Below are 23,017 nucleotides of genomic sequence, written 5' to 3' on the forward strand. Positions count from 1 at the left end.
AGCACGTCCTCGCCGTAGGAGGTGTGGTGCGGTGGCCGGTCAGTCGGTAGCGGCCGACTCCGTTGGTGACTCGGCGGTTTCGAGGCGGTCGCGGAGCCAGGTCAAGGTCCGGGACAGCAGTCTCGACACGTGCATCTGGGAGATGCCGATCTGCTCGGCGATCTGGGTCTGCGTCATGGACCTGAAGAACCGCATCACGAGGATCCGCCGTTCCCGCTCGTCGAGTTCGGCCAGCAGCGGGCGGATCGTCTCCCGGTTCTCCACTTCGAGCAGTTCGGCGTCGTCGGAACCGATCGCCGCGCCCAGCGGGATCTCGTCGGTGGCGGTGAGCAGTTCGTCCAGCGAGGCGCTGCGGTAGGCGTTGCCCGCCTCCAGCCCGCGGAAGACGTCGTCCCGGCTGATGTCGAGGTGCTCGGCCAGCTCGCTGGGAGTGGGCGCGCGGCCGAGCTCCTGCGAGAGCCGGGCGATGGCCGAGGACACCGCCAGGTGCAGCTCCTGGAGCCTGCGGGGCATCCGCACCGCCCAGCCCGTGTCCCGGAAGTGCCTGCGCACCTCGCCCATGATCGTGGGAACGGCGTAGGACAGGAAGTCCACCCCGCGGTCCGGGTCGAACCGGTCCACCGCGTTGATCAGCCCGAGGGTGGCGACCTGGGTGAGGTCCTCCTGCGCTTCGCCGCGGTGGCTGAACCGCCGCGCGATGTGCTCCGCCACCGGCAGGTGCGCCGTGACCAGCCGGTCCCGGAGCCGCGCATGGCGGGGATCTTGTTCATCCACACCCGCGAGTTCGGCGAACAGGGGCGCCAGTTCGTCGTAGCGTTGATGTCGCGAGTGCGCAGCGTGATCGGAATCCGCCTGCTTCACTCGTGTGCCCGTCCCTTGGTCAAGTCGATGCGAACCACATGGCCACTGCCGGTGTCCGCGTCCGATTCCACCGAGGTTGACACATCGTCGGTGAGCGCGCTGAGCACGCGCCAGCTGAACGTGTCCTGCCTGGCCTCCTGCGGATGGTCGCTGACGACCGAGGCGGAGACGCTCAGGCCCTGCTCGTCGCCCTGGAACCGGCAGGTCAGGGTCTGTCCGCTCGCGGCGAGCCGGATCAGCGAGGAGCACGCCTCGTCCACCGCCAGTCGCACGTCGGCGATCGAGTCCACGTCGAAATCGGCCCGCATCGCGAGGTCTCCGGTCACGGCCCGCAGGACCGACAACTGGGACGCCTCCGCGGCGACCCGGACCTCCACGACGGACGCCCCCGAGGCGGAGTCCGCGCTCGGACGGGGAGCGGGAGCGGTCTGCTCACCGCGTGCGGGCTGGGGTGCTGACACTGGTACACCTCGCTTTGCGCTGGGGAACCTCGTTCCGGGCCCGGAGCCCGGCCTCGCCGGGCGGACTCCGGGACCCGATCGCGCACCGGGTTCTGACCGCATCACGCGCCACCTCGATCGGGTCCGGTCCGCGGTGCCGCGCGCGGCATCCGCGTCGCGAATGTCGTCGGCCGGGGAGCCGGGGGAATGCGAATACCATTACTCACAGTCACCTGGTACCCGGCGTGGTGGCCGGACAAACGGGTGTTCCAGCCCGGTGTGCGACTTTCTAGATCAGACTGGTCCAGTAGCTCCAGAAGGCCTGCAGCACGAGTACCACGATCACCAAGTACCACACCACCAGCCCGAGGCTGTGGAACCGGCTCAGCGCGGTGCCCGCGGCGACGCCGCCGCCGAGGTGCCCGGAGCTCAGGGTGTGCAGGGTCGTGTACCAGAAGATCGGGATCGTCACGACCCACACGACCATGCAGTACGGGCACAGCGCGCCGATCTCGTACAGGCTCTGGGCGATCAGCCAGTGCACGAACACCACGCCGAGCGCGGTGCCGAGCTGCAGGCCGAGCCAGAACCAGCGCGGGGCGGCGAACCCGGCCAGCAGCACGGCGCCGACGGTGATCAGTACGGGGAACGCGGCGACGCCGATCAGCGGGTTCGGGAACCCGAACAGCGCGGCCTGCGTGCTGTCCATGACGGAACCGCACGACACGATCGGGTTGAAGCTGCACGACGGGACGTACGCCGGATTGCCCAGCTTGTTGATCTTCTCGATGAGCAGCGCGGCGGCGGCGACGAGGCCGATCGCGCCGCCGATCAGGTACAGCCAGCCCAGCCCGCGGGGCGGCGCCGCCGAGCTCGCGGGCGCGGGCTCGGCGGCGCGGGCCTGCTGGGTGGCGGTCACTTCGCCAGCTCCTGGTTCAGCCGGTCCCGCAGCTGGTTGAGCACGTCGCCGTAGGTCTTGGCGTCCTGGCCGGCTTCCCACTTCTGCCCGTTGATGAAGAACGTGGGCGTGCCCTCGACCCCGGCCTTCTCGCCGTCCGCCTGGTCCTTCTTGATCCGCTCGGCCACCGCGGGCGATTTCATGTCCGCGCGGAACTTGTCCACGTCCAGCCCGTTCTGCTGCGCGTACTGGGTGAACAGCTTGTCGGCGCGGGCCGTGTCGTCGCTGACGCTCTGCCCGTCGTCGCTGACCGCCCAGGCGCGGTAGTTGTCGTAGAGGGCGTGGTACATCTCCTTGTACTTGCCCTGGGCGGCGCCCGCTTCGGCGGCCTGCGCGGCGGTTTCGGCCAGCGGGTGCGCCTTGGCGATGGGGAAGTTCCGGTTCACGAAGGTGATGCGGCCCGCGAACTCCTTCTCGATCGTCTGGGTGACGCCGCTGTAGTACTGCCAGCAGGACGGGCACTGGAAGTCGAGGAACTCCGAGACGGTGACCTTGCCGTCGGGCGCTTCGATCAGCTTGTTGCTGTCCGGGTGCGCCACGACGGCGCTGACGTCGGCACCGGGCGCCGGGGCGGGACCGCCGCCCCCGGCCTGGTCGTCGCCCTTCCGGGAGGCGGTGAACAGCAGGATCCCGCCCACGATCAGGATCGCGCCCACGACCACCACGATGCTTAAGATCATGTTGGTGGAGGGGCCGCTCTTCTTCAGCAGCGGGTTCTTAGTCTTCGGCATCGCTCGGTGCACCTTCAGCGGTCGGCTCGGGCGGGGCGTACCCGCACCTGCGGCAGATCAACTCCAGTTTCCCGCACCATCACGAAAGTGTGAGAGAGCGGGTGGTCAGGGGGTCGCCCTGCCCACTACGGGTATACCGCATGCGTGACCGGAACCGATCCGCTCGACCTGCTCGACGCCGATCTTCGCCCGCTGCTGCGGGGCTGGTCGGGGGACTGGCTGGAGCCGGAGCTGGCGACCCGGACCGACGCCCGCTTCTCCGACCCGGACTGGGTGTTCGAGCGCAAGCTCGACGGGGTGCGGGTGATCGCGGGGCGCGACGGGGGAGCGCCGGTGCTGTGGTCGCGCAACCACAACCGGGTCGACTCCGCCTATCCCGAGGTCGTCGAGGCGCTGGCCGGGCAGGCGGACCGGTTCCTGCTGGACGGCGAGGTGGTGGCCTTCGACGGCGACCGCACCAGCTTCGCCAGGCTGCAGCGCCGGATGCATCTGACCGATCCGCGTGCCGCCCGCCGCACCGGGGTGGCGGTGCACTACTGCGTGTTCGACCTGCCGGCGTTCGGCGGCGTCGACCTGACCCGGCTGCCGCTGCGCGTCCGCAAGCGGCTGCTGGCGGAGTGCTTCGAGTTCACCGGCCCGCTGCTGCTGAGCGAGCACCGCAGCGGGGACGGCGCGGAGTTCTTCCGGCAGGCCTGCGCCAGCGGCTGGGAGGGGCTGATCGCGAAGCGCGCGGACCGCCCCTACCGCAGCGGTCGCAGCCGGGACTGGCTGAAGTTCCCGTGCCTGTCCGGCCAGGAGTTCGTCATCGGCGGCAGGACCGAGCCGAAGGGGTCCCGGTCCGGGTTCGGGGCGTTGCTCGTCGGCTACTTCGACGGCGGCGCGCTGCGGTACGCGGGCAAGGTCGGCACGGGCTACGACGAGGCGGCGTTGCGGGACATCGGCGGCAGGCTCGACGAGCTGTCCCGGCGGGAGTCGCCGTTCGCGGACCGCATCCCGGAGCGGGAGGTGCGGTGGGCCGAGCCGGAGCTCGTCGCGGAGGTCGGCTTCACCGAGTGGACCCGGGACGGCAGGTTGCGGCACCCGAGGTTCCTGGGGCTGCGCAACGACAAACCGGCCACCGACGTGGTGCGCGAGGACTGAGCGGCCCGGACCACCGCACCCCGGTCAGCGCAGGACGCTGACCATGGCGCCGTTGGGTGCACCGGTGGGTTGCTGCACCGGGGACTGCGGTGACGACCATGCGGCGAGTACGACGGTCACCAGGACCATCATCACCGTTCCGACAACCGACACGGCAGTGCGGCTGCTGATCTGCATGGTTCGTGCCCCGCATTCCTGGGAGGAGGTGAAAGCTGCTTGGTGGTGGCGTTCGAGCTCGGGTGGCGTGGTCTTCCGGTGCGTCCGAGGGCCGCCGAACACCCCTGGGAGACCCGTGAATCGGCCGGGGCCGATCCGAGGGTTCGGAGGGGGTGACGTCGCCGCGAACTCGAGTGCCACAGAGCATGTCGCCGCACTGGAAGAATACGTTACGTACCCGAAATATTCCCTGGTGGCGTCCATCTCGCCCACGTGAGGGAATGGTCGCCGACTCCGGCTGCGAAGCGCTATCGAACAGACCGGAGTTCACTGGAACGTGCGATCACTGCTCCCAGAACCCCTGCTGGTCCAGCTGCCTGATCAGGACCTGCCCGCTGTGCGTGAGGTGCTCGTGCATCGCCTGCCGAGCGGCCTCCGGGTCGCGGTTGTGCAGGGCGCGCAGGATCGCGCGGTGCTCCGGCCCGGTCGACTCGGTGAAGTCCGACGCGGCGGCCAGCTGCCGCCGCGGCACGTACCGCGAGGCCAGTTGCACGAACCACGCCAGCTTCGCCGAGTCGGCGATGTCGTAGATGACGTGGTGGAACCGGAGGTCGAGCTCCGCGGCGTCGCCGATGCCGAACCGGCCGGCGTGCTCCAGCTCCGCCTGCACCTCTTCCAAACCGGCCAGCTGCGCGACGCTGATCAGCTCGGCGGTGCGCGCGGCGAGCTCACCGGCCAGCGTCGCCTGCACCCGGCTGGTGTCCTCGATGTCCTGGCGGTTCAGCGGCAGGACGGTGAAGCCGCGGCGGGGCTCCAGTTCGACGAACCCCTCGCCGCGCAGCGCCAGCAGGGCTTCGCGCACCGGGGTGACGCTGACGCCGATCTGCTCGGCCAGGCGCTCCAGGTGCAGGTGTTCGCCCTTGCGCAGCCGTCCGGTCACTATCCGGTCGCGGATGCGGGCGGCCACCTCGTCGGAGAGCTGGGCGCGGGGTCGTCGTTGGGGCAGTCCTGCTCCGGGCATCGCTCTCTCGATCATCGCCTGATTTCGATCGTCCCTGGTCGATCGTGGTGGGGTGCGCCGCCGGTCACGGCGAAGGGTGATGCTGCGAACTTGATACCAGGCGTGCGGCGCGACACGATCGCTGATCGTTCCTCCACGGGTATCGTCGCAGGACGTGGCCGCCGATCCTGCTCGTCCGGTGCCCGATCCCGGGCACGCGATCACGCATTCGCTGGCCGCGGCTCGGCTGGGTGATGCCGAGGCGCTGGCCGGGCGGTTGATGGCGGCGATCTTCACCGACAACCCGGAGTGGACCGACTACCGCCCGGTGCCCCGCGAGGACCTCTACGAGGGCTGCCGCCGCTACCTGCAGCGGGTGCTGGAGATCCTCAGCGGCGCCGCGGGCGACCCGGACGGCGACGACGTGGCCGCGGCGATCGGCCGCCGCCGCGCGGAGCAGGGCGTGCCGCTGGAGGTCATGCTGCGCACCTTCCGCCTCGGCGGGCGCATCGTGTGGGAGGCCATCGTCGAGCAGGCGCACGCGGATCGCGCCGATCCGGACGTGGTGCTGGGGGCGGCGACGTCGATGTGGACGGTGATCGACGGGCTGTCCTCGACGCTGTCCACCTCGTACCGCAACACCGAGCTGGAGCGGTTGCGCCGCGACGACCAGCGCAGGCACGCGCTGGTGGAGGACCTGCTCAGCGGCCGGGCGCGGGACACCGCCTTCGCGCAGCGGACGGCGAAGGAACTGGACCTGCCCGCCGCCGGTCGTTACCTGGTCGTGGTGGCGGAGATGCGGTCGGACGGCAGCTTCGCGCTCAGCGGGCAGCACGACGCGTTGGGCGGGGTGCACATCAGATCGGTGTGGCAAGTGCGCGCGGACACACTCGTGGGCCTGGTCGCGCTGGAGCAGCGGAAGGCGGCGGGTGCGCTGGAGGTGCTGCGCCCGTTGGCCCGCGGCCGGGTGGCGGCGTCGCCGGTGGTGCGCGGCCTGGCCGAGGTCGGGCTGGCGCACCAGCTCGCGGTGACGGCGATGGGCACCGCCTCCTACGGTTCCGCGCAGCTGGTGTCGCTGGACCAGCGCTATCCGGAGGCGCTGCTGGTGCAGTCCCCTGACCTGGCACAACGCCTGCTGGATTCGCAGCTGGGGCCGTTGCTGGACCTGCCGGTCAAGGAGCGGGACATGCTGCTGGACACGCTCACGGCGTGGCTGGAGGAGAACTGCTCCACCGCGAACGCGGCGGTGCGGTTGCACTGCCACCGCAACACGGTGCTGAACCGGTTGCACCGGATCGGCACGTTGATCGGGCAGCCGCTGCACGGGCGGGCGGCGTACGTGTCGCTGTCGCTGGCGCTGTCGGCCCTACACCTGCGCGACGGACTGCGCGACTGAGTCCGGCGGCGAAATTTTCCCGTTTTTCTCCGCGCCGTGAGGCGGCCGCGTTTTCCTGGGGGCATCGGCGGTAGGATCTCACGGAAAGTGATACGTGATCACCGAAGGTATTGATCAAGGTCGGAATTGTGCGTTGTGCACAGCGACCGTCGGCGAAGTCTGGGCGGTCGCGCATAGCGCGGAAGTGGCCGCGCTCACGACACTCACAGTGAGAATCACCCGATATTCACCCGGCTGCGAACCCGCCCGTTGGCGCGGTCTCGTGAGGGCTGGTGCGGCTCGAAGGAGCACATCGAAGTGCAGGAATACGACCTCCTCGTAGTGGGCGGCGGCCCCGGCGGATATGTCGCGGCGATCCGGGCCGCGCAGCGCGGTCTGAACGTGGCCGTGGTCGAGAAGGAACGCCCCGGCGGCGTGTGCCTGAACTGGGGCTGCATCCCGACGAAGGCGATGCTGCGTTCGGCCGAGGTCTACGAGACGGTGCTGCACGCCGCGGACTTCGGTGTGCGCGCCGAGAACATCGGCCTGGACTACGACACGGTGACCCGCCGCAAGGACAGCGTGGTCAAGGGCCTCACCGACGGGGTGGCGGGCCTGCTCAAGGCCAACGGCGTCACCGTCGTCAACGGTCACGCCCGCTTCACCGGCCCGACCACGGTCGACGTGTTCGCCGTCGGCGAGTCCGCGCTCGGCGCGAACGGCCCGCGCTACGCCGCCGAACCGGCCGGTGCGGAGCCCATCGACAAGATCAGCGCGACCGACGTGATCATCGCGACCGGCTCGGTCCCCGTGCAGCTGCCGCTGCCCGGCGCGGAACTGCCCGGCGTGATCACCTCCGACGGCGCGTTCGGCCTCACCGAGGTGCCCGGCAAGCTCGCCGTCATCGGCGGCAGCGCCGTCGGCGCGGAGTGGGCCAGCCTGTTCTCCTCGCTGGGCAGCGAGGTCACCATCATCGAGATGCAGCCGACGCTGGTGCCCGCCGAGGACGCCGAGGTCGGCAAGGCGCTCGGCCGTTCCTTCGGCAAGCGGGGCGTGCAGGTCCTCACCGGCGCCACCGTCTCGAAGATCGAGAGTTCCGGTCGCGGCAAGAACGCGGCGCTGAAGGTCGCGGTCGACGGCGCGAAGGTCTCCGAGGTCGACGCGGACGTGGTGCTGGTCGGCGTGGGCCGCAAGCCCAACACCGCTTCGCTGGACCTCTCCGCCGCCGGAGTCGAGGTCGACGGCCGCGGTTTCGTGCAGGTCGACGACAAGCTGCGCACCAACGTCGAGCACGTCTACGCGATCGGCGACGTCACCGGCAAGGCGCTGCTCGCGCACGTCGCCTCGCACCAGGGCGTCGTGGCGGCCGAGACCATCGCGGGCCACCACGCGGCGATCGACTACAACGTCATCCCGGCGGCGACGTTCACCCACCCGGAGATCGCCAGCGTCGGGCTCACCGAGAAGCAGGCCACCGACGCCGGCCACGAGGTCGTCGCCGCGAAGTTCCCGTTCGCCGCGCTGGGCCGCGCCCAGACCTTCGGCGACACCGAGGGATTCATGAAGATCGTGGCGGGCAAGCAGTACGGCGAGGTGCTCGGCGTGCACGTGTTCGGCCCGTCCGCCAGCGACCTGATCACCGAGGGCGCGTTGGCGATCACCTTGGAGGCGACGCTCGACGAGCTCGCCGAGACGATCCACGCGCACCCGACGCTCGGTGAGATCGGCATGGAGGCGGCGATGTCCGCGCTCGGACTGCCGGTGCACACCGCGCCGCCGAAGAAGCGTTGATCCACCCGTTCCGCTCGACGCATCGAAAGGGTTCCGTGATGGCTGAGACCGCGACCCGCACCAAGCCCGCCACCCGCGCGAAGTCCCGCCGCGGCACGGCGAGCGCCGCCAAGAGCGGCCCGTTCTCCGGGGAGTCCGCCGAGCTGCTGCGCGGCTACTTCCAGCAGATGACGCTGATCCGCCGCTTCGAGGAGCGCGCGGCGCAGGGCTACACCCAGGCCAAGATCGGTGGCTACTGCCACCTGAACCTGGGCGAGGAGGCCACCGTCGTCGGCCTGATGTCGGCGCTGCGCAAGACGGACCTGCTGTTCACGAACTACCGCGAGCACGGCTACGCGCTGGCCAAGGGCATCGAGCCCGGCCGCGTGATGGCGGAGCTCTACGGCCGCACCACCGGCACCTCCAAGGGCTGGGGCGGTTCGATGCACATGTTCGACGTGGAGGCCGGGCTGCTCGGCGGCTACGGCATCGTCGGCGGCCAGATCCCGCTGGCCACGGGTGCCGCGCTGGCCATCGACTACCGCGACGGCGACCAGGTCGTGATGTGCCAGATGGGTGACGGCACCACGAACATCGGCGCGTTCCACGAGGCGCTGAACATCGCGGCGCTGTGGAACCTGCCGGTGGTGTTCGTGGTGGTGAACAACTTCCTCGGCATGGGCACCACGGTCGAGAAGTCCTCCGCGGAGTCGGAGCTCTACAAGCGGGCTTCGGCGTACCGGATGCACGGCGAGCGGGTCGACGGCAACGACGTGCTGGCCGTCCGCGACGCCGCGACGCGGCTGGTGCAGCGCGCCCGCGAGTCGGGCGGCCCGGCGCTGCTGGAGGCGGTCAGCCACCGCCTCAAGGGCCACTCGGTCGTGGACCCCGCGAAGTACCGCAGCGAGGAGTCGGTGCAGGACGCCCGCGACCACGACCCGGTGGTGAACTTCCGTGCGCGGCTGATCGAGGCCGGCGTGCTCGACGAGGACGGTGCCAAGGAGATCGAGCGGCTGGCGCAGGCCGACGCGGACGCCGCGGTGGCCTTCGCCGACGACAGCCCGCACCCCGAGGTCTCGACGCTGTTCGACTACACCTACGCCACTCCGGTCGCCAACGACTCGCGTCGGCTGCCCGCCGACCCGGTGTTCTGACCGCACTCTCATCTCTCGTCGTCGCGCGGTGCCCGGTGTGCTTCGCCGGGTGCCGCGCGCGGCATGTCTTCAGGAGAACGACTCTTGGCCGTCATCACTTACCGCCAGGCGCTGCACGACACCCTGCGCGACGAGATGCACCGCGACGACGACGTGTTCCTCATCGGTGAGGAGATCGGCGTCTTCGAGGGCTCGTACAAGATCACCGCTGGGCTGCTGGACGAGTTCGGCGAGAAGCGGGTGCGCGACACCCCGATCGCTGAGGAGGGCTTCGTCGGTGCTGCGGTCGGCGCCGCGATGCTGGGGCTGCGGCCCGTCGTCGAGCTCATGACGATCAACTTCTCGCTGGTGGCGCTGGACCAGATCGTCAACCACGCGGCCAAGATCTACGGCATGTTCGGCGGGCAGACCAACGTGCCGATGGTGCTGCGCACGCCCGGTGGCGGCGGTCAGCAGCTGGGTGCGACGCATTCGCAGAACATCGAGCTGTACTACGCGTTCGTGCCGGGTCTGAAGGTCGTCGCGCCGAGCACGCCCGCGGACGCGAAGGCGCTGCTGCTGGCGTCGATCCGGGACGACGACCCGGTGCTGTTCTTGGAGAACCTGGCGCTCTACAACACCAAGGGCGAGGTCCCGGATCACGTGGAGCCCGCCGAGATCGGCAAGGCCGCGGTGACCCGCGAGGGCACCGACATCACGATCATCGGCTACTCCCGGATGGCGGGCGTGGCGACGCAGGTCGCGGAGAAGCTGGCCGCCGAGGAGGGCATCAACGCCGAGGTCGTGGACCTGCGCAGCCTGCGCCCGCTGGACCGCGAGACGTTCGTGAACTCGGTCCGCAAGACCGGTTGCGCGGTCGTGGCCGAGGACGACTGGCTGACCTACGGCATCGGCGCGGAGATCGCCGCGTCCATTTCGGACGGCGCGTTCGACTACTTGGACGCCCCGGTGCGCCGGGTCGCCTCCGCCGAGGTCCCGCTGCCGTACGCGAAGCCGCTGGAGACGGCCGCGCTGCCCTCCGCCGAGTCCCTCACGACCGCGGTGCGTGAGACGCTCGACGCCGTCGGCCGTCGCCGCTGAGCCCGACCCGAGTCGTGCGTTCGGGCCGGACCCCGGGAGCCACGACGAACCGGTTCACCACGAGACTTTGAGAGTTCCCGAGGAATGTGCAGATGACTGAGATCCAGATGCCCCGCCTGTCCGACACCATGGAGGAAGGCGTCATCGCCGCCTGGCGCAAGAAGGTGGGCGATTCGATCGAGCGCGGCGAGGTCGTCGCGGACATCGAGACCGACAAGGCCATCATGGAGCTGGAGGCCTTCGACGACGGCGTGCTGGAGCAGCTGCTCGTCGAGGAGGGCCAGACGGTGCCGATCGGCACGCCGATCGCCCTGGTCGGCGACGGTTCGGGTTCGGCGGCGCAGTCGGCTCCGGCCACCGCGCCGGCGGCGAAGCCGGAACCGGCCCCGGAGGCCGAGCCCGCCGCCGCTCCCGCCCCCACCAACGGCAACGCGGTCGCCGAGGGTGCGAAGCCGAAGGCGTCGCCGCTGGCGAAGGCCGTGGCCAAGGACCTCGGGGTGGATCTCGGTTCGGTCGAGGGCACCGGCCCCGGTGGCAGGATCATCCGCGCCGACATCGAGGCCGCCGCCTCGTCGGCTCCCGCTCCGGCCGCCCCGGCAGCGCAGGCCCCGGCCGCCCCGGCCCCGGCGCCGCAGGTGGCGACTCCGGCGGACGCCGAGGAGGTGCCGCTGAGCAACATCCGCAAGGTCACCGCGAAGCGGCTCACCGAGAGCAAGCAGCAGGCCCCGCACTTCTACCTGACCAGCGCCATCGACGTCACGGAACTCGTCGAGTTCCGCGCGAAGCTCAACGAGCGGCTGCAGGCGGCGGGTGGCCCGAAGGTCAGCATCAACGACCTGGTCGTGAAGGCGGTCGCCACGGCGCTGCGAGCGAACCCGGCGGTGAACGTCTCCTTCGGCGGCGACAAGCTGATCAAGCACAAGCGCATCAACCTGGGCGTCGCGGTCGCCATCGAGGACGGCCTGATCGTGCCGGTCATCCCCGACGCGGACCGCAAGAGCGTCTCGGAGATCGCCGCCGAGGGCCGCGAGAAGGCCGGGCGGGCTCGCGAGGGCAAGCTGAAGCTGGACGAGATGTCCGGCGGCACCTTCACCATCTCGAACCTGGGCATGTTCGGCATCGAGCAGTTCTCCGCCGTGATCAACCCGCCGGAGGCCGGAATCCTGGCCGTCGGCGCGGCGAAGGACGAGCTCCAGCTCCGCGACGGCGAGGTCGTGGCCCGCAAGATCCTGCGCGTCACCCTCTCCGCCGACCACCGCGCCATCGACGGCGCCGTGGGCGCGGCGTTCCTCCAGCAGTTCACCGCCCTCCTGGAAGACCCGCTGCGCATCATCGCCTGACCCAGCAGCACCGAACGACCCGCCCACCCCGAGATTCGGGGCGGGCGGGTCGTTCTGCTCTTCGGCGCGTGACCTTCGTGTGGGCTCAAGCGTCGTAACTGCGCGCCCTGAACCAGCAGATGTCGCCGGGGAGGAACCGCCCGGTCTCTTGCCGTACGTGCGCCGCTCCTTCGCGGATTCGTCGTTCGGCCTGCTGCAGGTCGACCGTCCACGGCCGGAACTCGTGGTCGACCATGTCGCCGGGGGTGAGGACACCGTCCTGCATCAACAAGATGGTCGCCTCCACGGTGCGACCGATGAGGTCTTCGTCGGTCCCGGTGTCTTCCTTGACGAAGTAGGCGAGGTCCGCGAGCTGAATCTGGTCATACTCCCCGGATTCGAGCACCCAGTCGAGGAGTTGTTCTGAAATCCGGAGTGTCACTTCAAGATTCATCCGTGATGACGTCGAACCAGCAGATGTCTCCGGGCCGGAAGATGCTCTGCGTCTTGCTTATTTCCTGTGCCATCTCGCGGATTTGATCGATCGCTTCGCTTTTGCTGCACGTCCATGGCTGGAACCCGTGCTCGGTCAGCTGCCCGGGGCGGACGATGCCTCGCTCGATCAGCTCGGCGGCCGCGTCGACACCTCGCTCGATGAGGCGTTCGTTCGTTCCGCTCTCTTCGATCAGCAGGTGTCCGAGGTCGATGAACTGAACCCAGTCGTCTTCGCCCGCCTCACGGACGCCCTCGATGAAATCGGCTGATAGGTTCATCAGTTCCCTTTGGGTGTGTCGATGTGAATCTTGAGGCTACGGCCTTCGGGGGACACCAAGTCGATGGTGTTCCCAGTGGGGCCGCGTCCTGGTTTCTCCCGGTAGGAGATCACGCTGCCGTCCGGCATCTCTACGCTCGTCCCGTTGTAGTTCGGCAATTCCGTTGGGCGGCCGCCGCGGGACAGGTCTTTCCAAATGGTGTTGAGGTCGTCGACGTTGTCGACGAGGCGGATGGGCATCTTCTTGTTGCGGTCCGGCTTGCGCCCGATGTCCGCGCCCTTGTTCGCGATGTGGTCGGTGATGCCTTTGCCGTTGTGCTTGGCCTTGTCGAGGATGCGGTTGGCGCGGCCCGTCGCGGTGACGCCTTTGAGCAGGCTGCCGCCCTTCTTGGCCGCTCCGGCGCCGCCGACGAGGGTGAGCGCCGCGTCCGGGAGGACGTGTCCTGCCCAGCGTGCGGGGTTGGTGTGGAACTGGTCCCAGGAGACCAGTTGCTTCGCGAACGCGGTGGGATCGGTGGCCGCCGCCGAGAGCGTGGCGGGGATGTTGCCGAGGATGTCGCCGAGGTCGCTGACCCAGTCGCCGAGTCCGGCGGCGAAGTCGGCACCGAGCTGGCCCGCCTGACCCCAGAACCCCGGCCGGGCGGGTGCTGCGGCGGTGAGGTCGAGGATCGTCGTGCGGGTGCGGTCACCGGTCTCGGCGAGTTGTGCACGAGTGCGGTGCAGCAGGTCTTGAGCGGCGGCCCGCTTTTCGGCGCCGGGGTCAGCGAAGGGGATCGGCGCGGCGGGTGTTCCAGCGTCGGCGGACCGCTTCTGCTCGCGGGCGACCGCGGTGTCGTGGTCGGCTCGGGCCTGCTGCGTCGCGGCGTCGGCTTCCTGCCACAGGGCGACGGCCTCCACGGCTTGGCGCTGCGCCCATTCGAGGACTTCGACGTATCCGGTGAGGGAGTCGGCGGCGTCGCGGAACGCGTCGGACGCCTTGAGCCAGTCGACGGGGTGTCCGTCGAACGCTTCGTGGAACGCGTCGGCGGCTTCACCTCGCCAATCCGCGGTGTCGAGGGTTCGCAGTGCCTCCCCGGCGCGGCCGAGTCCGGCTGCGTAGCGATTGCACAGCGCGATCTCGCCGCGAACCCGTTCCCGGATCGCCGGGGATGAGCGCGCGCGGGTCGGTGGTATCTCCGAGCTCGGCCACGCTCACCGTCCCTGCACGAACCGGTCGATGTTGACGTTCTCCGCCTCGGCGTAGGTCTGCGCGGAGTCGTGCAGGGATTCGCTCAGCCCGGTGGCGTCCCGCATCAGCCTGTCCAGGCCGTGTCCCCAGGCGTCGGCGAATTCGCGGACGGCTGGTGTCAGCGGTTCGTGGCCGTAGTCGGTGCCGTCGCCGAGGTCGGAGATGTCTTCGGCGCCGACGGTGCTCATGTCCTCGACGACCTGGTCGATGCCGGTCGCGGCGTTGATCAGTGCGGTCAGGGTGACTTCGACTTCGCCGTGGTCGCTCATGCCGACCTGGTCACGCCGAGGGCTGCGGCCGCCTGGTCGAGCAGGTGCGGCGGCAGGGGCAGGGCGTGCGGGTCGCGGGGGTCGAGGACGAGGCCGACTCCGGTGGGCACGAATTCGAGGAAGTCCATGCCGGGCATCCCGATCGCGTCGCACTCGCCGATGGTGGCGGCGAGTCGTTCGCGGGTGCTGAACACCGACGCCCACCGGCCACGTTCGCCGAGGTCGGCGACGTGCAGCAGCGGTGCGTCCTCGCTGGTGCGGGCGTAGAGGTAGGACCGGGCGAGCGCTTTGAACACGGCACGCGATCCGGCCTCGGACCGGCGTGCGCGTTCGGCGACAACGACCAGCTCCGGCTCTTCCGGCATTGCGACGCCTCCTTTCCGCGGTGGCGCGGAGGCTACCGAGGACGGGGACCGCTCCGCGCCGGGTTCGGCAAGATCGGATCCGGAGTTCGGCGAGGGAGAGAGGATCGTCGCCGGGCGGTCGGCATGGAACGGTCGGGTGCTCAGGCCGCCGGAGGTTTCCGCTTGCGGCGCTTCAGGTGTCGAGCGTCCAGCGGTGTTCGCCGTCCGGTTCGTCCAGCCGCACCGCGTGCGAGCCGTCGGGTGCGACGGTCAGCCCGTAGCGGTCCGCGGCCGGTTCGCCGTTGCTCAGCCACCACGAGTACGCGGCGTCGGCCTCGTCCCACAGGTGACGGGGGCCGAGCTGGTGCACGGTCCAGGGGTGTTCGCCGCGCACCATGGCGACTTTCGCCCAGGACCGCGAGCGGAGGTCGTGCAGTTCGACGTCGCGGTGCTCGTCGTCGCGATCGTCGACGGTGAGGTAGCAGTGCGGTACGCGCAGGCCGATGGTGAAGGCGGCTCGGGAGAACTCCACCATGTCGAACAGTTCCGGACCGCGCCGCGAGGTGATGGTCCGGTCGGCGGCGGCCAGTTCCGCGTCGGTGGGATCGAGGTGGTGGCGGCGTTGCCCGCGCATCCGCATGAACGCCAAGCGGGTGCCGCACCGCCCGCTCGCGGAGCCGTCCGGGCGAACTTCTAGCCGTGTCAAGGCATCTTCGCCGTAGTCGGTGCCCCACGGAGTCAGGATCAGCCCGCCGTCGCGAGCCTGGTCGATCCACGCCTGCGGCACGGCTCGCACCGAGGCGGTGGCGATCACCCGGTCGTACGGCGCTCCCGCCGGGTGACCGCCGCTGCCGTCGGCGGTGACGACCACGGCTTCGTGGCCGGTCGCGGCGAGTGCGCGCCGGGCCTGCTCGGCCACGTCCGCGTCGATCTCGACCGTGGTGACGTGACCCGCCGAGCCGACTCGGTCGCGCAGCAGCGCCGCGTTCCACCCGGTGCCGCTGCCGATTTCGAGAATCCGTTGGCCTGGCCGCACTTCCAGCGCGTCGAGCATGTCGGCGACGAGCGACGGCCTGCTGCACGAGCTGGTCGGTGCTCGCGCGATGTCGTGGTCCCGCCCGTCTTCGACTTGAGTCACGACCGGTTCGTCGGCGTCGACCAAGGCACGCCACCGCGCGGGCTCGCTCTCGCGGGAGACCGGAGCGAATCCGTCCGATTCCGGGTCGTCGTCCCAGATCACCGGCGGAACGAACGCCTCCCTGGGCACGGGGAGCCGGGCACGCCACGCGGTCACGACGGCCTACTCCTTGCCCTCGTCGCCTTCGTGCTTGTTGCCGTCGTCCTCGCTGCCCCAGGTCTCCCACTTCTCCGGCTGCGGAGTGCCCTGCCCGTCCCGGTCGGCGTCCCGTCTGCCCATCGTTCGCCTCCTGCGCTGGGAAGTGCGTCGAACTCCAGGGTGCCGACGAGCGATGACCACCGGGAAGGCGTGGCCGGGTGAAAGAATCCGCAAGATCGGGTGCGGTGAACTTCCTTGATCCGCAGGCTGAGCGGTGCTACTTCGCCTCGGCGACCAGCTGGTGCGTGATCAGCGGGGTCACCTCGATGTCGGCCCAGGGCCAGATCGGCAGGTCGGAGAGCACGTCGTGCAGCTCCTCGGCGTCGGCCGCGACCCAGACGCCGACGTTGGACCCCTGGCGGTCCTCGCGGACCGCGGCGAGCACCAGCGGGACGACTTCGTCGTGGAGGTGGGGCCCTCGACGCTCAGCCACCACATGAAGGTGCTGCGGGAAGCGGGCGTGGTGCGCTGCCGCTTCGAAGGGACCCGCTGCTTCGTGTCGCTGCGCGCGGACACGTTCGACCGCTTTTCCACCGCGCTGGACGGAGTTCTGCGCTCGATCGCGGAGGAAGCCGCCTGACGATTCGGCGGCGTAGAGTCGATCACGGGTGTCGTCAACGGAATCGGGTGGTCGCCGTGGGAGTCGTGTCCGTCGTAGGGCGCTGGGTCAACAAGGCCGTCGCGCCGCTCGTCGCGCGGTTCGGGAAATGGCCGGACGCCGGCGGTACGAGCATGGCGATCGTGACCTACCAGGGCCGTCGCTCCGGGCGGGAGTTCTCACTGGTCGTCGCCATCCGCCGCACCGAGAGCGGTGCCACGATCAAGGTCGAACTGCCCGACCAGAAGCGCTGGTGGCGCAACTTCCTGGAATCCGGCCCGATCGCCCTCGAAGTCGGCGGCGAGCGGCGCACCGGCCAGGCCCGCGCGGTCCGCGACGAAGGCGGCAAGGTCCACGTCCACGTCGACCTGGACTGATCGGGCCGGAGCGGAATTCGGTGCCGTGCGGCTGTTATCAGCCGCGATCAGCACTCACGCGAGCGCGCTCAGCCGTCGTAGCGACCGGACTTGATCGCGTCGAGGAACGAGACCCACTGGTCGGGCGTGGCCGTGAAGTACCCGGCGGCACGGTCTTTCGTGTCCCGCACAGCGGCACCGCTGCGCGCCCGCCCGACCTCGACGCAGTTGGTCTGTCCGCCGCTGTAGCTCGACTTCCGCCAGTGGTTGTGCCCCGTGCTGGCATTCATGACTTCTCCTTCTGCTTGCTCAACTTGCTGATGAAGTCCGCTGATTCGGCAGGGCTCATGGCGTGTTTTTGAAGCAGCGCAACGGAATCCCGATACTGGTTCACCGCTTTGCCGTCGGTCAAGGTGGTCGACGAACCGAAGTGCTCCAGATGGACCACCGGCTTTGCTTGAGGAAACTCGATCAGCAGCCACGAGCCGCACAGCAGTGGCGCGAGCGCGAGGCCGTGCGGTAGGACGTGCAACGTCACGGTGTCCCGCTGTGCGGACTGCGAAAGCCGTTGAAGTTGTTCGATCATCACGCCGTGCGAGCATGGCGGGAACCGTAATGCCGACTCGCCGATGAAGGCGATCAGCTTCTTCGGCGGGGCGTCCGTGAGCACGTGTTGCCTGCCGATGCGCATGTGCGCGTTCGTTTCGGCCTGGCCACGGGGTGCGCCGAAAGCCGAGAGGATGTGGCGCGCGTACTGGTAGGTCTGCAACAAACCGGGAACCATCAGCGGTTCCACGTTGGTGATCGTGCTCGCGGTGCGCTCGTACTCCATCAGCATGGCCAGCTGCTTGTCGGCGCCGGGTGCGACCCAGTTCGGATCTGATGCGTCGCGTGCCAGTTCCAGCAAGCGTTCCCGATGGGAGCCGCGAACTCCGAGGACTGCGAGCACTGTCGCGGTGTCGGCTTCCGTGGGCGCGAGTTTGCCTGTTTCCCATCGGGAGATGTGTGAGCCGCTGCGCCCGATCAGCTCGGCGAGCTTCCGCGTGCTGATGCCCTTGTGGCTCCGGGCTTGCCGAAGCTCCGCACCGAGTGCGCGAGCTCGTGGTGTGTCTGCATTGCTCGCCATGCGCGACATCTTAGGTGGTCACGTAGGGCGCCCAAGGTCATCACCCGAAGGTGGATCTTGTGCGACACGTGATGTGCAGCGATATTTGATGCATGCAGCACTGATGACTATGTGGAACATTGCTTCGCTGGTGGAGCTGATCAAGGGGGTTTGACGTGGAGCAGGAACGGTCAGGCGGGCCCACCGTCGCCGCTTTCCCCGTGCGGGTGCGGTATCGGGCCGGGGCAGTGGGGGAGGCGAAGCGGGTCGTGCACGTGGCGATGCCGTTGCGGGACGGCGATTACCTGGCGCTGTGCGAGGAACGCCTCACCGCCGCCGACGCCGAGGTGATCTCCGATCTGCTCGGCATGCCGTGCATGGCGTGCACTCGGGTCATGGCGCTGCGGTCCAGGGTGACGGCGTGCGAGGAGATCGCGCCGGAGCTCGAAGCGGGATGACCGCGTGGGTCAGTTCGGAGTGGTGCTCCACCTGGCACGTGGTGGACCGCGCCGCCGCGGGCCCGGTGCTCGTCGGTGCCTGCGGGCATCCGATCTCCGGACGCGTCCACCGGTTGCTGGACCGGCCGCGCCGCGGTGACGAAGACCGGCGGGAGTGCGCGTCCTGCGTCGCCCTGCTCGCCCCGTGACCTTTCCGAACCCGGTTCGCCGCCGTGCCTTCCCCGGTGGCGGGCCGTGCCCCGCCGGGCCGCTCGCGCCTCCCCGACCACGAGCGCCCGGCGGGGCCTCCACCGGCGCCCGCGTCCTGCCGCGTGGCTGCCGGTGGTGACCGGGCGGCGCCGCGCCCCGCGCCACCCGGTCGGTCTCCCCGCGCGGTCCTCCCACCGGACCGCGCGGGGGGACCACGCTTCTTCCGGAAGAGTCCTTCGGCCCCGATGTGACCTGCGGTTTTCGGGACGTGCGGCGGCTGCGTTCACCGATGGCGGCGCTCAACATGGGGTCCGGACGCGACCGGGGAGGGCGTGATGACAGGACGGGTTCAGGAAGCCGTGGGCTGGCCGAGGCTGCGGGTCGACGAATGGGCCGACACGCGCGACACCTTGCAGCTGTGGACGCAGATCGTCGGCAAGGTGCGGCTGGCGCTGGCGCCGATGATGAACCACTGGTGGCAGACGGCGCTGTACGTGTCTCCGCGTGGCCTGACGACCTCGGCGGTGCCGTACGGGCAGCGGAGCTTCGACGCCGAATTCGACTTCTGCGACCACGTGCTGCGCATCCGCTCCGCCGACGGCGAGCAGCGCGAAGTCGTGCTGGAGCCGAAATCGGTGGCGCTGTTCTACCGCGAGACGATGGCCGCGCTCGACGAACTGGACCTCACCACCGCGATCCACTCCGCGCCGAACGAGGTCGTGCGGGCGATCCCGTTCGACGAGGACACCGAGCACGCCTCCTACGACGCGGCGAGCGCGCACCTGTGGTGGCGGCAGCTGGTGGCCGCGAACCGCGTTTTCGGGGAGTTCCGCGCGGAATTCCTCGGCAAGGCCAGTCCCGTGCACTACTTCTGGGGCGCGATGGACCTGGCGGTGACCCGGTTCTCCGGCAGGCCCGCGCCACCGCACCCCGGCGGCGCGCCGAACTGCCCGGACGACGTGATGGTGGAGGGCTACTCGCACGAGCTCAGCAGCTGCGGGTTCTGGCCGGGAGGTGAGGGCGAAGGGCTGTTCTACTCCTACGCCTACCCGGAACCCGCCGGGTTCGCCGAGCACCCGGTGCGGCCCGCCGACGCCGCGTACTTCCCGGACCTCGGGGAGTTCGTGCTGCCCTACGAGGCGGTGCGCACGGCGGACGATCCGGAGGCCGCGCTGCTGGAATTCCTGCGTTCCAGCTACGCCGCCGCCGCGCAGCACGGCGACTGGGACCGCTCGCTGCTCGAAGTGGACCCGGCCCGGCTGCCCTCGCCGCGGTGATCGGCGCGTGAGCCGGGCGGTTCCGCCTCAGAGCTTCTGCAGCGCCCCGTTGAGCAGCGGCGTCAACTTGTCCAGCGCGAACGGGATGCTGGACACCGTCGCCGAGCCCAGCGCCATCGTCAGGTCGTAGTCGTCGAGCAGCAGCAGCGAACCGCGCTTGGCCGCAGGCAGGTTGTTCAGCAGCGGATCCGCTTTCACCGCCGCCACATCGGTGGGCTTCGCGGTGGTGACGATGACGACGTCCGCGTCGAGCAGCGACACCTGCTCCTTGCTGACCTTCACGTTGAACTTGCCGCCGCTGTCCATCCCGTCGATCGACGGCGCCAGCTTCAGTCCGAGCTGTTCCAGCAGCGCCGTGCGGGCGTCCTGCTTGGTGTAGGCGGCGTAGGTGCCCGCCGAGTCGGTGCGCACCGTGACGTGCGTGCGGCCCTCGAACAGCGGGTTGGCCTGCCGGGTCTGGTCGATGCGGGCCTGGGTGGCGGCGATCAGCTCGTCCACCTCGGCCTCCTTGCCCAGGGCCTGCCCGATGGTCTCGGCCTGCACCCGCCAGTTCACCCCGTAGTCGATGGCCTTCGGCGGCTGCGCCACGACCGGTTTGAACGCGGCGAGCCGGTTGTACTGGTCCTGCGTCAACGCGCTCTGCACGCCGAGGATCAGGTCCGGCATCAGCGTGATCACGGCTTCGACGTCGACGTCGGTGCCGAGCTGCTTCGGCTTCGCCTGGCCCAGCATCGGCTCCACCCACGGGCCCACTCCGGATTCCCACGGCCCCCACGGGGTGAGACCGGCGGGCACGACGCCCAGCGGCAGCAGCACGTCGTGATCGGTGATGCCCAGCGACACGACCTTGCCGGGGGCGGCGGGGATCTCGGCGGTGCCGAACTTGTTCGGGATCCGCACGGGGAATCCGGGGCCCGCGGGCTGACCGGAGGGGGTGGGCGAGCCGCCCGCGCAGCCCGCCAGCCCGGCGGCGAGCAGACCGGTCGCTCCGGCCAGGAAGCCGCGCCGACCCAGGCGGGTGCCGCCTCGGGAGGCTTCGTCCTGCGGGTGCGTTCGGTCAGCAGTGGTCATCGCGCATCCTTCATCCGGTGCAATCAAGCGAAGGCTAACCTAACAAACACGCGCGTCGTTGTGGTGTGAGTTGTGCGGCTGCACCGATCACTCCTCGACGAGCTCCCGGCGGGCCAGCGCGGTGCGCCGCGACGGCTGCACGCCGTCGAGCTCCGCGTTCACCGTCGCGCCCAGCAGCACCGCGAACGCGGTGACGTAGAGCCACAGCAGCACGCCCATCGGCGCCGCCAGGGCACCGTAGACGGGGGAGTGCTCGATCGTCACGTCCAGGTAGACGCGCAGCGCCAAGCTGCCGCCCACCCACACCAGCAGCGCCAGCGCGGCACCCGGCAGGTGCTCCAGCCACGGCGCGCGCAGCGGCAGCGACAACGAGTACAAGGTGCACAGCGACGCGATCGACCCGATCACGATCACCGGCCAGTACAGCGAGTACACGATCACCGCGACCTGCGGGAACCAGTCGGCGATCACCGAGGGGCCGACGGCCAGCATCGGCAGCAGGATGATCCCGCCGAACAGGGCCGCGGTGTAGAGACCCACCGACATCAGCCGCTGCCGCACCACGTTGCGCTGCCCGCCCATGCCGTAGACGACGGAGATCGTGTCGATGAAGACGTTCAGCGCCGCCGAACCGGACCACAGCGCCAGCACGAAACCGATCGAGATCACCCCGGCCCGCCCGGAGCTCAGCACCTCGTCCAGCACCGGCTGCAGCAGTTCGTCGATCGCCTGCTGGGACAGCACCGTCGAGGCCCCGGTCACCAGTGCTTCGCGAACGGCCGCGATGGTGCCGCCGCCGAGCACGTCGGCCAGGTAGCCGAGCGTGCCGACCAGGCCCAGCAGCACCGGGGGCATCGAGATGAGGGTGAAGAACGCCGCCTCGCCCGCCAAGCCGGTCAGCCGGTGCCGGGAGCTGGCGAGGATCGTCTTCTTCGTGAGCCGCCACAGGCCGCGCAGCTGCCGATTCCGCGGCTGCGCGTGCCACAGCCGCTCGGCGAACGTTCGCTGCGTTGTCAACACGGTTCTCCCCTCCGGCCCTGCGTCGTCACCGACGCCGGTCGCGGCCACTCTGAGTTCCGCGCCGCGTCCCGTGTTACGCCGAAGTGCGGTATGTCACGAAAATCGGCCTGCTGGCGGAGTGATCCGGTCACGGGCGGTCAAATCGGGCCGTATACCTTGCTGGGGAAGATCCGCCGTTCTTGGAGCAGCATGAAGAACTTCGTCGCCGGTGTCCGCACGCTGGGCACCGGGCTCGGCCTGATCCTGCGGTCCCCGCGCCTGCTGCTGATCGGGGCGATTCCCGCGCTGATCAGCATGTTCCTGCTGCTGGGAGCCTTGGGGACGTTGCTGTACTTCAGCGGTGACCTGGTGTCGTGGCTGACGCCGTTCGCCGACGGCTGGACGGAGTGGCTGCGCCAGGCGTTCCGGGTGGTGCTCGGCGCGGCGCTGGTCGGTGCGGCGGCGCTGCTGGCCTCGGTGTCGTTCATCGCCGTGACGCTGCTGATCGGCGGACCGTTCTACGAGCACATCGCCGAGCAGGCCGAGCAGCGGCTCGGGCTCGACACCCGCGACGACGGCGCCGGGACGGCCCGGCAGCTCGGCCGGGGCGTCCGCGACGCGCTCAAGCTGGTGCTGGTGGCGCTGGTCGGAGCGGTGGTGCTGTTCTTCCTCGGTTTCATCCCGGTCATCGGGCAGACGGTGATCCCGGTGCTGGCCGCCGTGTTCGGCGCCTGGGTGGTGGCGCTGGAGATGGTGGGGCTGGTGTTCCAGCGGCGCGGCCTGACCATGCGCGACCGGCAGCGTTCGTTGACGGCGAACAAGGCCCGCACCCTCGGCTTCAGCCTCCCCGCCTACCTGCTGTGCCTCATCCCGGTCGCACAGCTCGTGGTGATCCCGGCCGCCGTCGTCGGCGGCACCCTCCTCGCCCACCGCTACCTCGACGACCCGGACGCCACCGTCGACGACCAGTAAGACCCCGCGGAGCGGTCGTTCATCGTCGTCCTGTCAGCGGCGAAGCCGCTGAGCAGCGA

29 protein-coding genes are annotated in these 23,017 nt (G+C 69.8%); 12 read left to right on the plus strand and 17 right to left on the minus strand.

Going from position 1 to position 23,017, the window contains the following annotated elements; all coding sequences use genetic code 11:
* Nucleotides 1-39: 39 nt before the first annotated feature.
* The 4 genes from ACWD38_RS08125 to ACWD38_RS08140 all read right to left on the minus strand — a co-directional run bounded on the left by ACWD38_RS08125 (nucleotide 40) and on the right by ACWD38_RS08140 (nucleotide 2,990).
* Nucleotides 40-861: a SigB/SigF/SigG family RNA polymerase sigma factor gene (locus tag ACWD38_RS08125; RefSeq protein WP_450123655.1), complete on the minus strand. Its 822-nt coding sequence runs from the start codon at nucleotides 859-861 to the stop codon at nucleotides 40-42.
* Nucleotides 858-1,322: an ATP-binding protein gene (locus tag ACWD38_RS08130; protein WP_343071513.1), complete on the minus strand. Its 465-nt coding sequence runs from the start codon at nucleotides 1,320-1,322 to the stop codon at nucleotides 858-860. Before ACWD38_RS08130 ends, ACWD38_RS08125 begins: the two co-directional genes overlap by 4 nt.
* A 268-nt stretch (nucleotides 1,323-1,590) precedes the next feature.
* Entirely contained in the window at nucleotides 1,591-2,220 is a 630-nt protein-coding gene (locus ACWD38_RS08135) for a vitamin K epoxide reductase family protein (protein WP_184481148.1), read from the minus strand.
* A complete protein-coding gene (locus tag ACWD38_RS08140) occupies nucleotides 2,217-2,990 on the minus strand; it encodes a DsbA family protein (protein ID WP_184481146.1) in 774 nt (257 codons plus the stop codon). Before ACWD38_RS08140 ends, ACWD38_RS08135 begins: the two co-directional genes overlap by 4 nt.
* A 144-nt stretch (nucleotides 2,991-3,134) precedes the next feature.
* On the opposite strand from ACWD38_RS08140, the gene ligD reads away from it, so the two are divergent.
* Nucleotides 3,135-4,130 carry a non-homologous end-joining DNA ligase gene (gene ligD, locus ACWD38_RS08145; RefSeq protein ID WP_450123656.1) on the plus strand — a complete coding sequence of 332 codons (996 nt, stop codon included), beginning with the start codon at nucleotides 3,135-3,137 and terminating at the stop codon, nucleotides 4,128-4,130.
* 24 nt (nucleotides 4,131-4,154) lie between these two features.
* Here the strand turns inward: ligD and ACWD38_RS08150 are convergent, their stop codons facing one another.
* Both ACWD38_RS08150 and ACWD38_RS08155 read right to left on the minus strand, forming a co-directional pair.
* Nucleotides 4,155-4,307 (minus strand): archaellin/type IV pilin N-terminal domain-containing protein, encoded by a 153-nt coding sequence (locus ACWD38_RS08150; RefSeq protein ID WP_184481142.1) that lies wholly within the window; start codon nucleotides 4,305-4,307, stop codon nucleotides 4,155-4,157.
* Nucleotides 4,308-4,629: 322 nt separating this feature from the next.
* Nucleotides 4,630-5,322 (minus strand): GntR family transcriptional regulator, encoded by a 693-nt coding sequence (locus tag ACWD38_RS08155; protein WP_246457034.1) that lies wholly within the window; start codon nucleotides 5,320-5,322, stop codon nucleotides 4,630-4,632.
* 139 nt (nucleotides 5,323-5,461) lie between these two features.
* Between ACWD38_RS08155 and ACWD38_RS08160 the strand changes: the two genes are divergently transcribed.
* The 5 genes from ACWD38_RS08160 to ACWD38_RS08180 all read left to right on the plus strand — a co-directional run bounded on the left by ACWD38_RS08160 (nucleotide 5,462) and on the right by ACWD38_RS08180 (nucleotide 12,005).
* Nucleotides 5,462-6,682 carry a PucR family transcriptional regulator gene (locus tag ACWD38_RS08160; protein ID WP_266089121.1) on the plus strand — a complete coding sequence of 407 codons (1,221 nt, stop codon included), beginning with the start codon at nucleotides 5,462-5,464 and terminating at the stop codon, nucleotides 6,680-6,682.
* Between the two features lie 297 nt (nucleotides 6,683-6,979).
* Nucleotides 6,980-8,452, plus strand: a complete 1,473-nt coding sequence (lpdA, locus tag ACWD38_RS08165) for a dihydrolipoyl dehydrogenase (protein WP_184481140.1) — start codon at nucleotides 6,980-6,982, stop codon at nucleotides 8,450-8,452.
* Nucleotides 8,453-8,490: 38 nt separating this feature from the next.
* Entirely contained in the window at nucleotides 8,491-9,585 is a 1,095-nt protein-coding gene (pdhA, locus tag ACWD38_RS08170; protein ID WP_184481138.1) for a pyruvate dehydrogenase (acetyl-transferring) E1 component subunit alpha, read from the plus strand.
* Between the two features lie 84 nt (nucleotides 9,586-9,669).
* Nucleotides 9,670-10,665 (plus strand): alpha-ketoacid dehydrogenase subunit beta, encoded by a 996-nt coding sequence (locus tag ACWD38_RS08175; RefSeq protein WP_450123657.1) that lies wholly within the window; start codon nucleotides 9,670-9,672, stop codon nucleotides 10,663-10,665.
* Nucleotides 10,666-10,757: 92 nt separating this feature from the next.
* Entirely contained in the window at nucleotides 10,758-12,005 is a 1,248-nt protein-coding gene (locus ACWD38_RS08180) for a dihydrolipoamide acetyltransferase family protein (RefSeq protein WP_184481135.1), read from the plus strand.
* A gap of 85 nt (nucleotides 12,006-12,090) precedes the next feature.
* Here the strand turns inward: ACWD38_RS08180 and ACWD38_RS08185 are convergent, their stop codons facing one another.
* The 7 genes from ACWD38_RS08185 to ACWD38_RS08215 all read right to left on the minus strand — a co-directional run bounded on the left by ACWD38_RS08185 (nucleotide 12,091) and on the right by ACWD38_RS08215 (nucleotide 16,366).
* Nucleotides 12,091-12,426 carry a beta/alpha barrel domain-containing protein gene (locus tag ACWD38_RS08185; RefSeq protein ID WP_184481133.1) on the minus strand — a complete coding sequence of 112 codons (336 nt, stop codon included), beginning with the start codon at nucleotides 12,424-12,426 and terminating at the stop codon, nucleotides 12,091-12,093.
* Nucleotide 12,427: 1 nt separating this feature from the next.
* Entirely contained in the window at nucleotides 12,428-12,757 is a 330-nt protein-coding gene (locus ACWD38_RS08190; protein ID WP_184481131.1) for a hypothetical protein, read from the minus strand.
* The gene (locus ACWD38_RS08195; protein WP_450123688.1) at nucleotides 12,757-13,929 is read right to left on the minus strand and encodes a putative T7SS-secreted protein; all 1,173 of its coding nucleotides are present in this window, start codon (nucleotides 13,927-13,929) and stop codon (nucleotides 12,757-12,759) included. The genes ACWD38_RS08190 and ACWD38_RS08195 overlap by 1 nt, the downstream gene beginning before the upstream one ends.
* An 18-nt stretch (nucleotides 13,930-13,947) precedes the next feature.
* Nucleotides 13,948-14,253: a type VII secretion target gene (locus ACWD38_RS08200; RefSeq protein ID WP_450123658.1), complete on the minus strand. Its 306-nt coding sequence runs from the start codon at nucleotides 14,251-14,253 to the stop codon at nucleotides 13,948-13,950.
* Entirely contained in the window at nucleotides 14,250-14,618 is a 369-nt protein-coding gene (locus ACWD38_RS08205) for an SseB family protein (protein WP_450123659.1), read from the minus strand. The genes ACWD38_RS08200 and ACWD38_RS08205 overlap by 4 nt, the downstream gene beginning before the upstream one ends.
* 172 nt (nucleotides 14,619-14,790) lie before the next feature.
* Nucleotides 14,791-15,891: a methyltransferase domain-containing protein gene (locus ACWD38_RS08210; protein ID WP_450123660.1), complete on the minus strand. Its 1,101-nt coding sequence runs from the start codon at nucleotides 15,889-15,891 to the stop codon at nucleotides 14,791-14,793.
* A 259-nt stretch (nucleotides 15,892-16,150) separates the two neighbouring features.
* A complete protein-coding gene (locus tag ACWD38_RS08215; protein WP_450123661.1) occupies nucleotides 16,151-16,366 on the minus strand; it encodes a muconolactone Delta-isomerase family protein in 216 nt (71 codons plus the stop codon).
* Here ACWD38_RS08215 and ACWD38_RS08220 point away from each other — a divergent pair.
* Nucleotides 16,343-16,513 carry an ArsR/SmtB family transcription factor gene (locus ACWD38_RS08220; RefSeq protein ID WP_243793538.1) on the plus strand — a complete coding sequence of 57 codons (171 nt, stop codon included), beginning with the start codon at nucleotides 16,343-16,345 and terminating at the stop codon, nucleotides 16,511-16,513. The two genes, ACWD38_RS08215 and ACWD38_RS08220, sit on opposite strands and share 24 nt — an antisense overlap.
* Nucleotides 16,514-16,569: 56 nt before the next feature.
* Complete coding sequence (locus tag ACWD38_RS08225; protein ID WP_221315891.1) at nucleotides 16,570-16,908, plus strand: hypothetical protein; 339 nt, start codon at nucleotides 16,570-16,572, stop codon at nucleotides 16,906-16,908.
* 68 nt (nucleotides 16,909-16,976) lie between these two features.
* Here the strand turns inward: ACWD38_RS08225 and ACWD38_RS08230 are convergent, their stop codons facing one another.
* Nucleotides 16,977-17,177, minus strand: coding sequence for a DUF397 domain-containing protein (locus tag ACWD38_RS08230; RefSeq protein WP_450123662.1), 201 nt, complete (start codon nucleotides 17,175-17,177; stop codon nucleotides 16,977-16,979).
* The gene (locus ACWD38_RS08235; RefSeq protein WP_184481111.1) at nucleotides 17,174-18,013 is read right to left on the minus strand and encodes a helix-turn-helix domain-containing protein; all 840 of its coding nucleotides are present in this window, start codon (nucleotides 18,011-18,013) and stop codon (nucleotides 17,174-17,176) included. Before ACWD38_RS08235 ends, ACWD38_RS08230 begins: the two co-directional genes overlap by 4 nt.
* Before the next feature lie 155 nt (nucleotides 18,014-18,168).
* Here ACWD38_RS08235 and ACWD38_RS08240 point away from each other — a divergent pair, with 155 nt between their 5' ends.
* The 3 genes from ACWD38_RS08240 to ACWD38_RS08250 all read left to right on the plus strand — a co-directional run bounded on the left by ACWD38_RS08240 (nucleotide 18,169) and on the right by ACWD38_RS08250 (nucleotide 19,916).
* Complete coding sequence (locus tag ACWD38_RS08240) at nucleotides 18,169-18,450, plus strand: hypothetical protein (protein ID WP_450123663.1); 282 nt, start codon at nucleotides 18,169-18,171, stop codon at nucleotides 18,448-18,450.
* The gene (locus tag ACWD38_RS08245) at nucleotides 18,447-18,638 is read left to right on the plus strand and encodes a hypothetical protein (RefSeq protein WP_184481106.1); all 192 of its coding nucleotides are present in this window, start codon (nucleotides 18,447-18,449) and stop codon (nucleotides 18,636-18,638) included. The genes ACWD38_RS08240 and ACWD38_RS08245 overlap by 4 nt, the downstream gene beginning before the upstream one ends.
* 336 nt (nucleotides 18,639-18,974) lie before the next feature.
* Complete coding sequence (locus ACWD38_RS08250; RefSeq protein WP_450123664.1) at nucleotides 18,975-19,916, plus strand: DUF5996 family protein; 942 nt, start codon at nucleotides 18,975-18,977, stop codon at nucleotides 19,914-19,916.
* 27 nt (nucleotides 19,917-19,943) lie between these two features.
* Here ACWD38_RS08250 and ACWD38_RS08255 read toward each other — a convergent pair whose 3' ends face one another.
* Together ACWD38_RS08255 and ACWD38_RS08260 are read right to left on the minus strand one after the other, a co-directional pair.
* Nucleotides 19,944-20,987 carry an iron-siderophore ABC transporter substrate-binding protein gene (locus ACWD38_RS08255; RefSeq protein ID WP_450123665.1) on the minus strand — a complete coding sequence of 348 codons (1,044 nt, stop codon included), beginning with the start codon at nucleotides 20,985-20,987 and terminating at the stop codon, nucleotides 19,944-19,946.
* Nucleotides 20,988-21,074: 87 nt separating this feature from the next.
* On the minus strand, nucleotides 21,075-22,004 hold the full coding sequence (locus ACWD38_RS08260; RefSeq protein WP_450123666.1) for a YihY/virulence factor BrkB family protein: 930 nt from the start codon (nucleotides 22,002-22,004) through the stop codon (nucleotides 21,075-21,077).
* A 192-nt stretch (nucleotides 22,005-22,196) separates the two neighbouring features.
* Here ACWD38_RS08260 and ACWD38_RS08265 point away from each other — a divergent pair, with 192 nt between their 5' ends.
* On the plus strand, nucleotides 22,197-22,958 hold the full coding sequence (locus tag ACWD38_RS08265; RefSeq protein WP_184481096.1) for an EI24 domain-containing protein: 762 nt from the start codon (nucleotides 22,197-22,199) through the stop codon (nucleotides 22,956-22,958).
* Nucleotides 22,959-23,017: the final 59 nt, after the last annotated feature.

It is taken from the genome of Saccharopolyspora sp. NPDC002578 (assembly GCF_053592695.1).

Bases quoted from the DNA above. Each gene is read 5' to 3' on its own strand.
- ACWD38_RS08265 (WP_184481096.1), top strand. From the start codon at position 22,197: ATGAAGAACTTCGTCGCCGGTGTCCGCACGCTGGGCACCGGGCTCGGC.
- ACWD38_RS08155 (WP_246457034.1), bottom strand. From the start codon at position 5,322: ATGATCGAGAGAGCGATGCCCGGAGCAGGACTGCCCCAACGACGACCC.
- ACWD38_RS08180 (WP_184481135.1), top strand. From the start codon at position 10,758: ATGACTGAGATCCAGATGCCCCGCCTGTCCGACACCATGGAGGAAGGC.
- ACWD38_RS08205 (WP_450123659.1), bottom strand. From the start codon at position 14,618: ATGCCGGAAGAGCCGGAGCTGGTCGTTGTCGCCGAACGCGCACGCCGG.
- ACWD38_RS08230 (WP_450123662.1), bottom strand. From the start codon at position 17,177: ATGAATGCCAGCACGGGGCACAACCACTGGCGGAAGTCGAGCTACAGC.
- ACWD38_RS08250 (WP_450123664.1), top strand. From the start codon at position 18,975: ATGACAGGACGGGTTCAGGAAGCCGTGGGCTGGCCGAGGCTGCGGGTC.
- ACWD38_RS08245 (WP_184481106.1), top strand. From the start codon at position 18,447: ATGACCGCGTGGGTCAGTTCGGAGTGGTGCTCCACCTGGCACGTGGTG.
- ACWD38_RS08150 (WP_184481142.1), bottom strand. From the start codon at position 4,307: ATGCAGATCAGCAGCCGCACTGCCGTGTCGGTTGTCGGAACGGTGATG.
- ACWD38_RS08190 (WP_184481131.1), bottom strand. From the start codon at position 12,757: ATGAACCTATCAGCCGATTTCATCGAGGGCGTCCGTGAGGCGGGCGAA.
- ACWD38_RS08140 (WP_184481146.1), bottom strand. From the start codon at position 2,990: ATGCCGAAGACTAAGAACCCGCTGCTGAAGAAGAGCGGCCCCTCCACC.
- pdhA (WP_184481138.1), top strand. From the start codon at position 8,491: ATGGCTGAGACCGCGACCCGCACCAAGCCCGCCACCCGCGCGAAGTCC.
- ACWD38_RS08200 (WP_450123658.1), bottom strand. From the start codon at position 14,253: ATGAGCGACCACGGCGAAGTCGAAGTCACCCTGACCGCACTGATCAAC.
- ACWD38_RS08255 (WP_450123665.1), bottom strand. From the start codon at position 20,987: ATGACCACTGCTGACCGAACGCACCCGCAGGACGAAGCCTCCCGAGGC.
- ACWD38_RS08235 (WP_184481111.1), bottom strand. From the start codon at position 18,013: ATGGCGAGCAATGCAGACACACCACGAGCTCGCGCACTCGGTGCGGAG.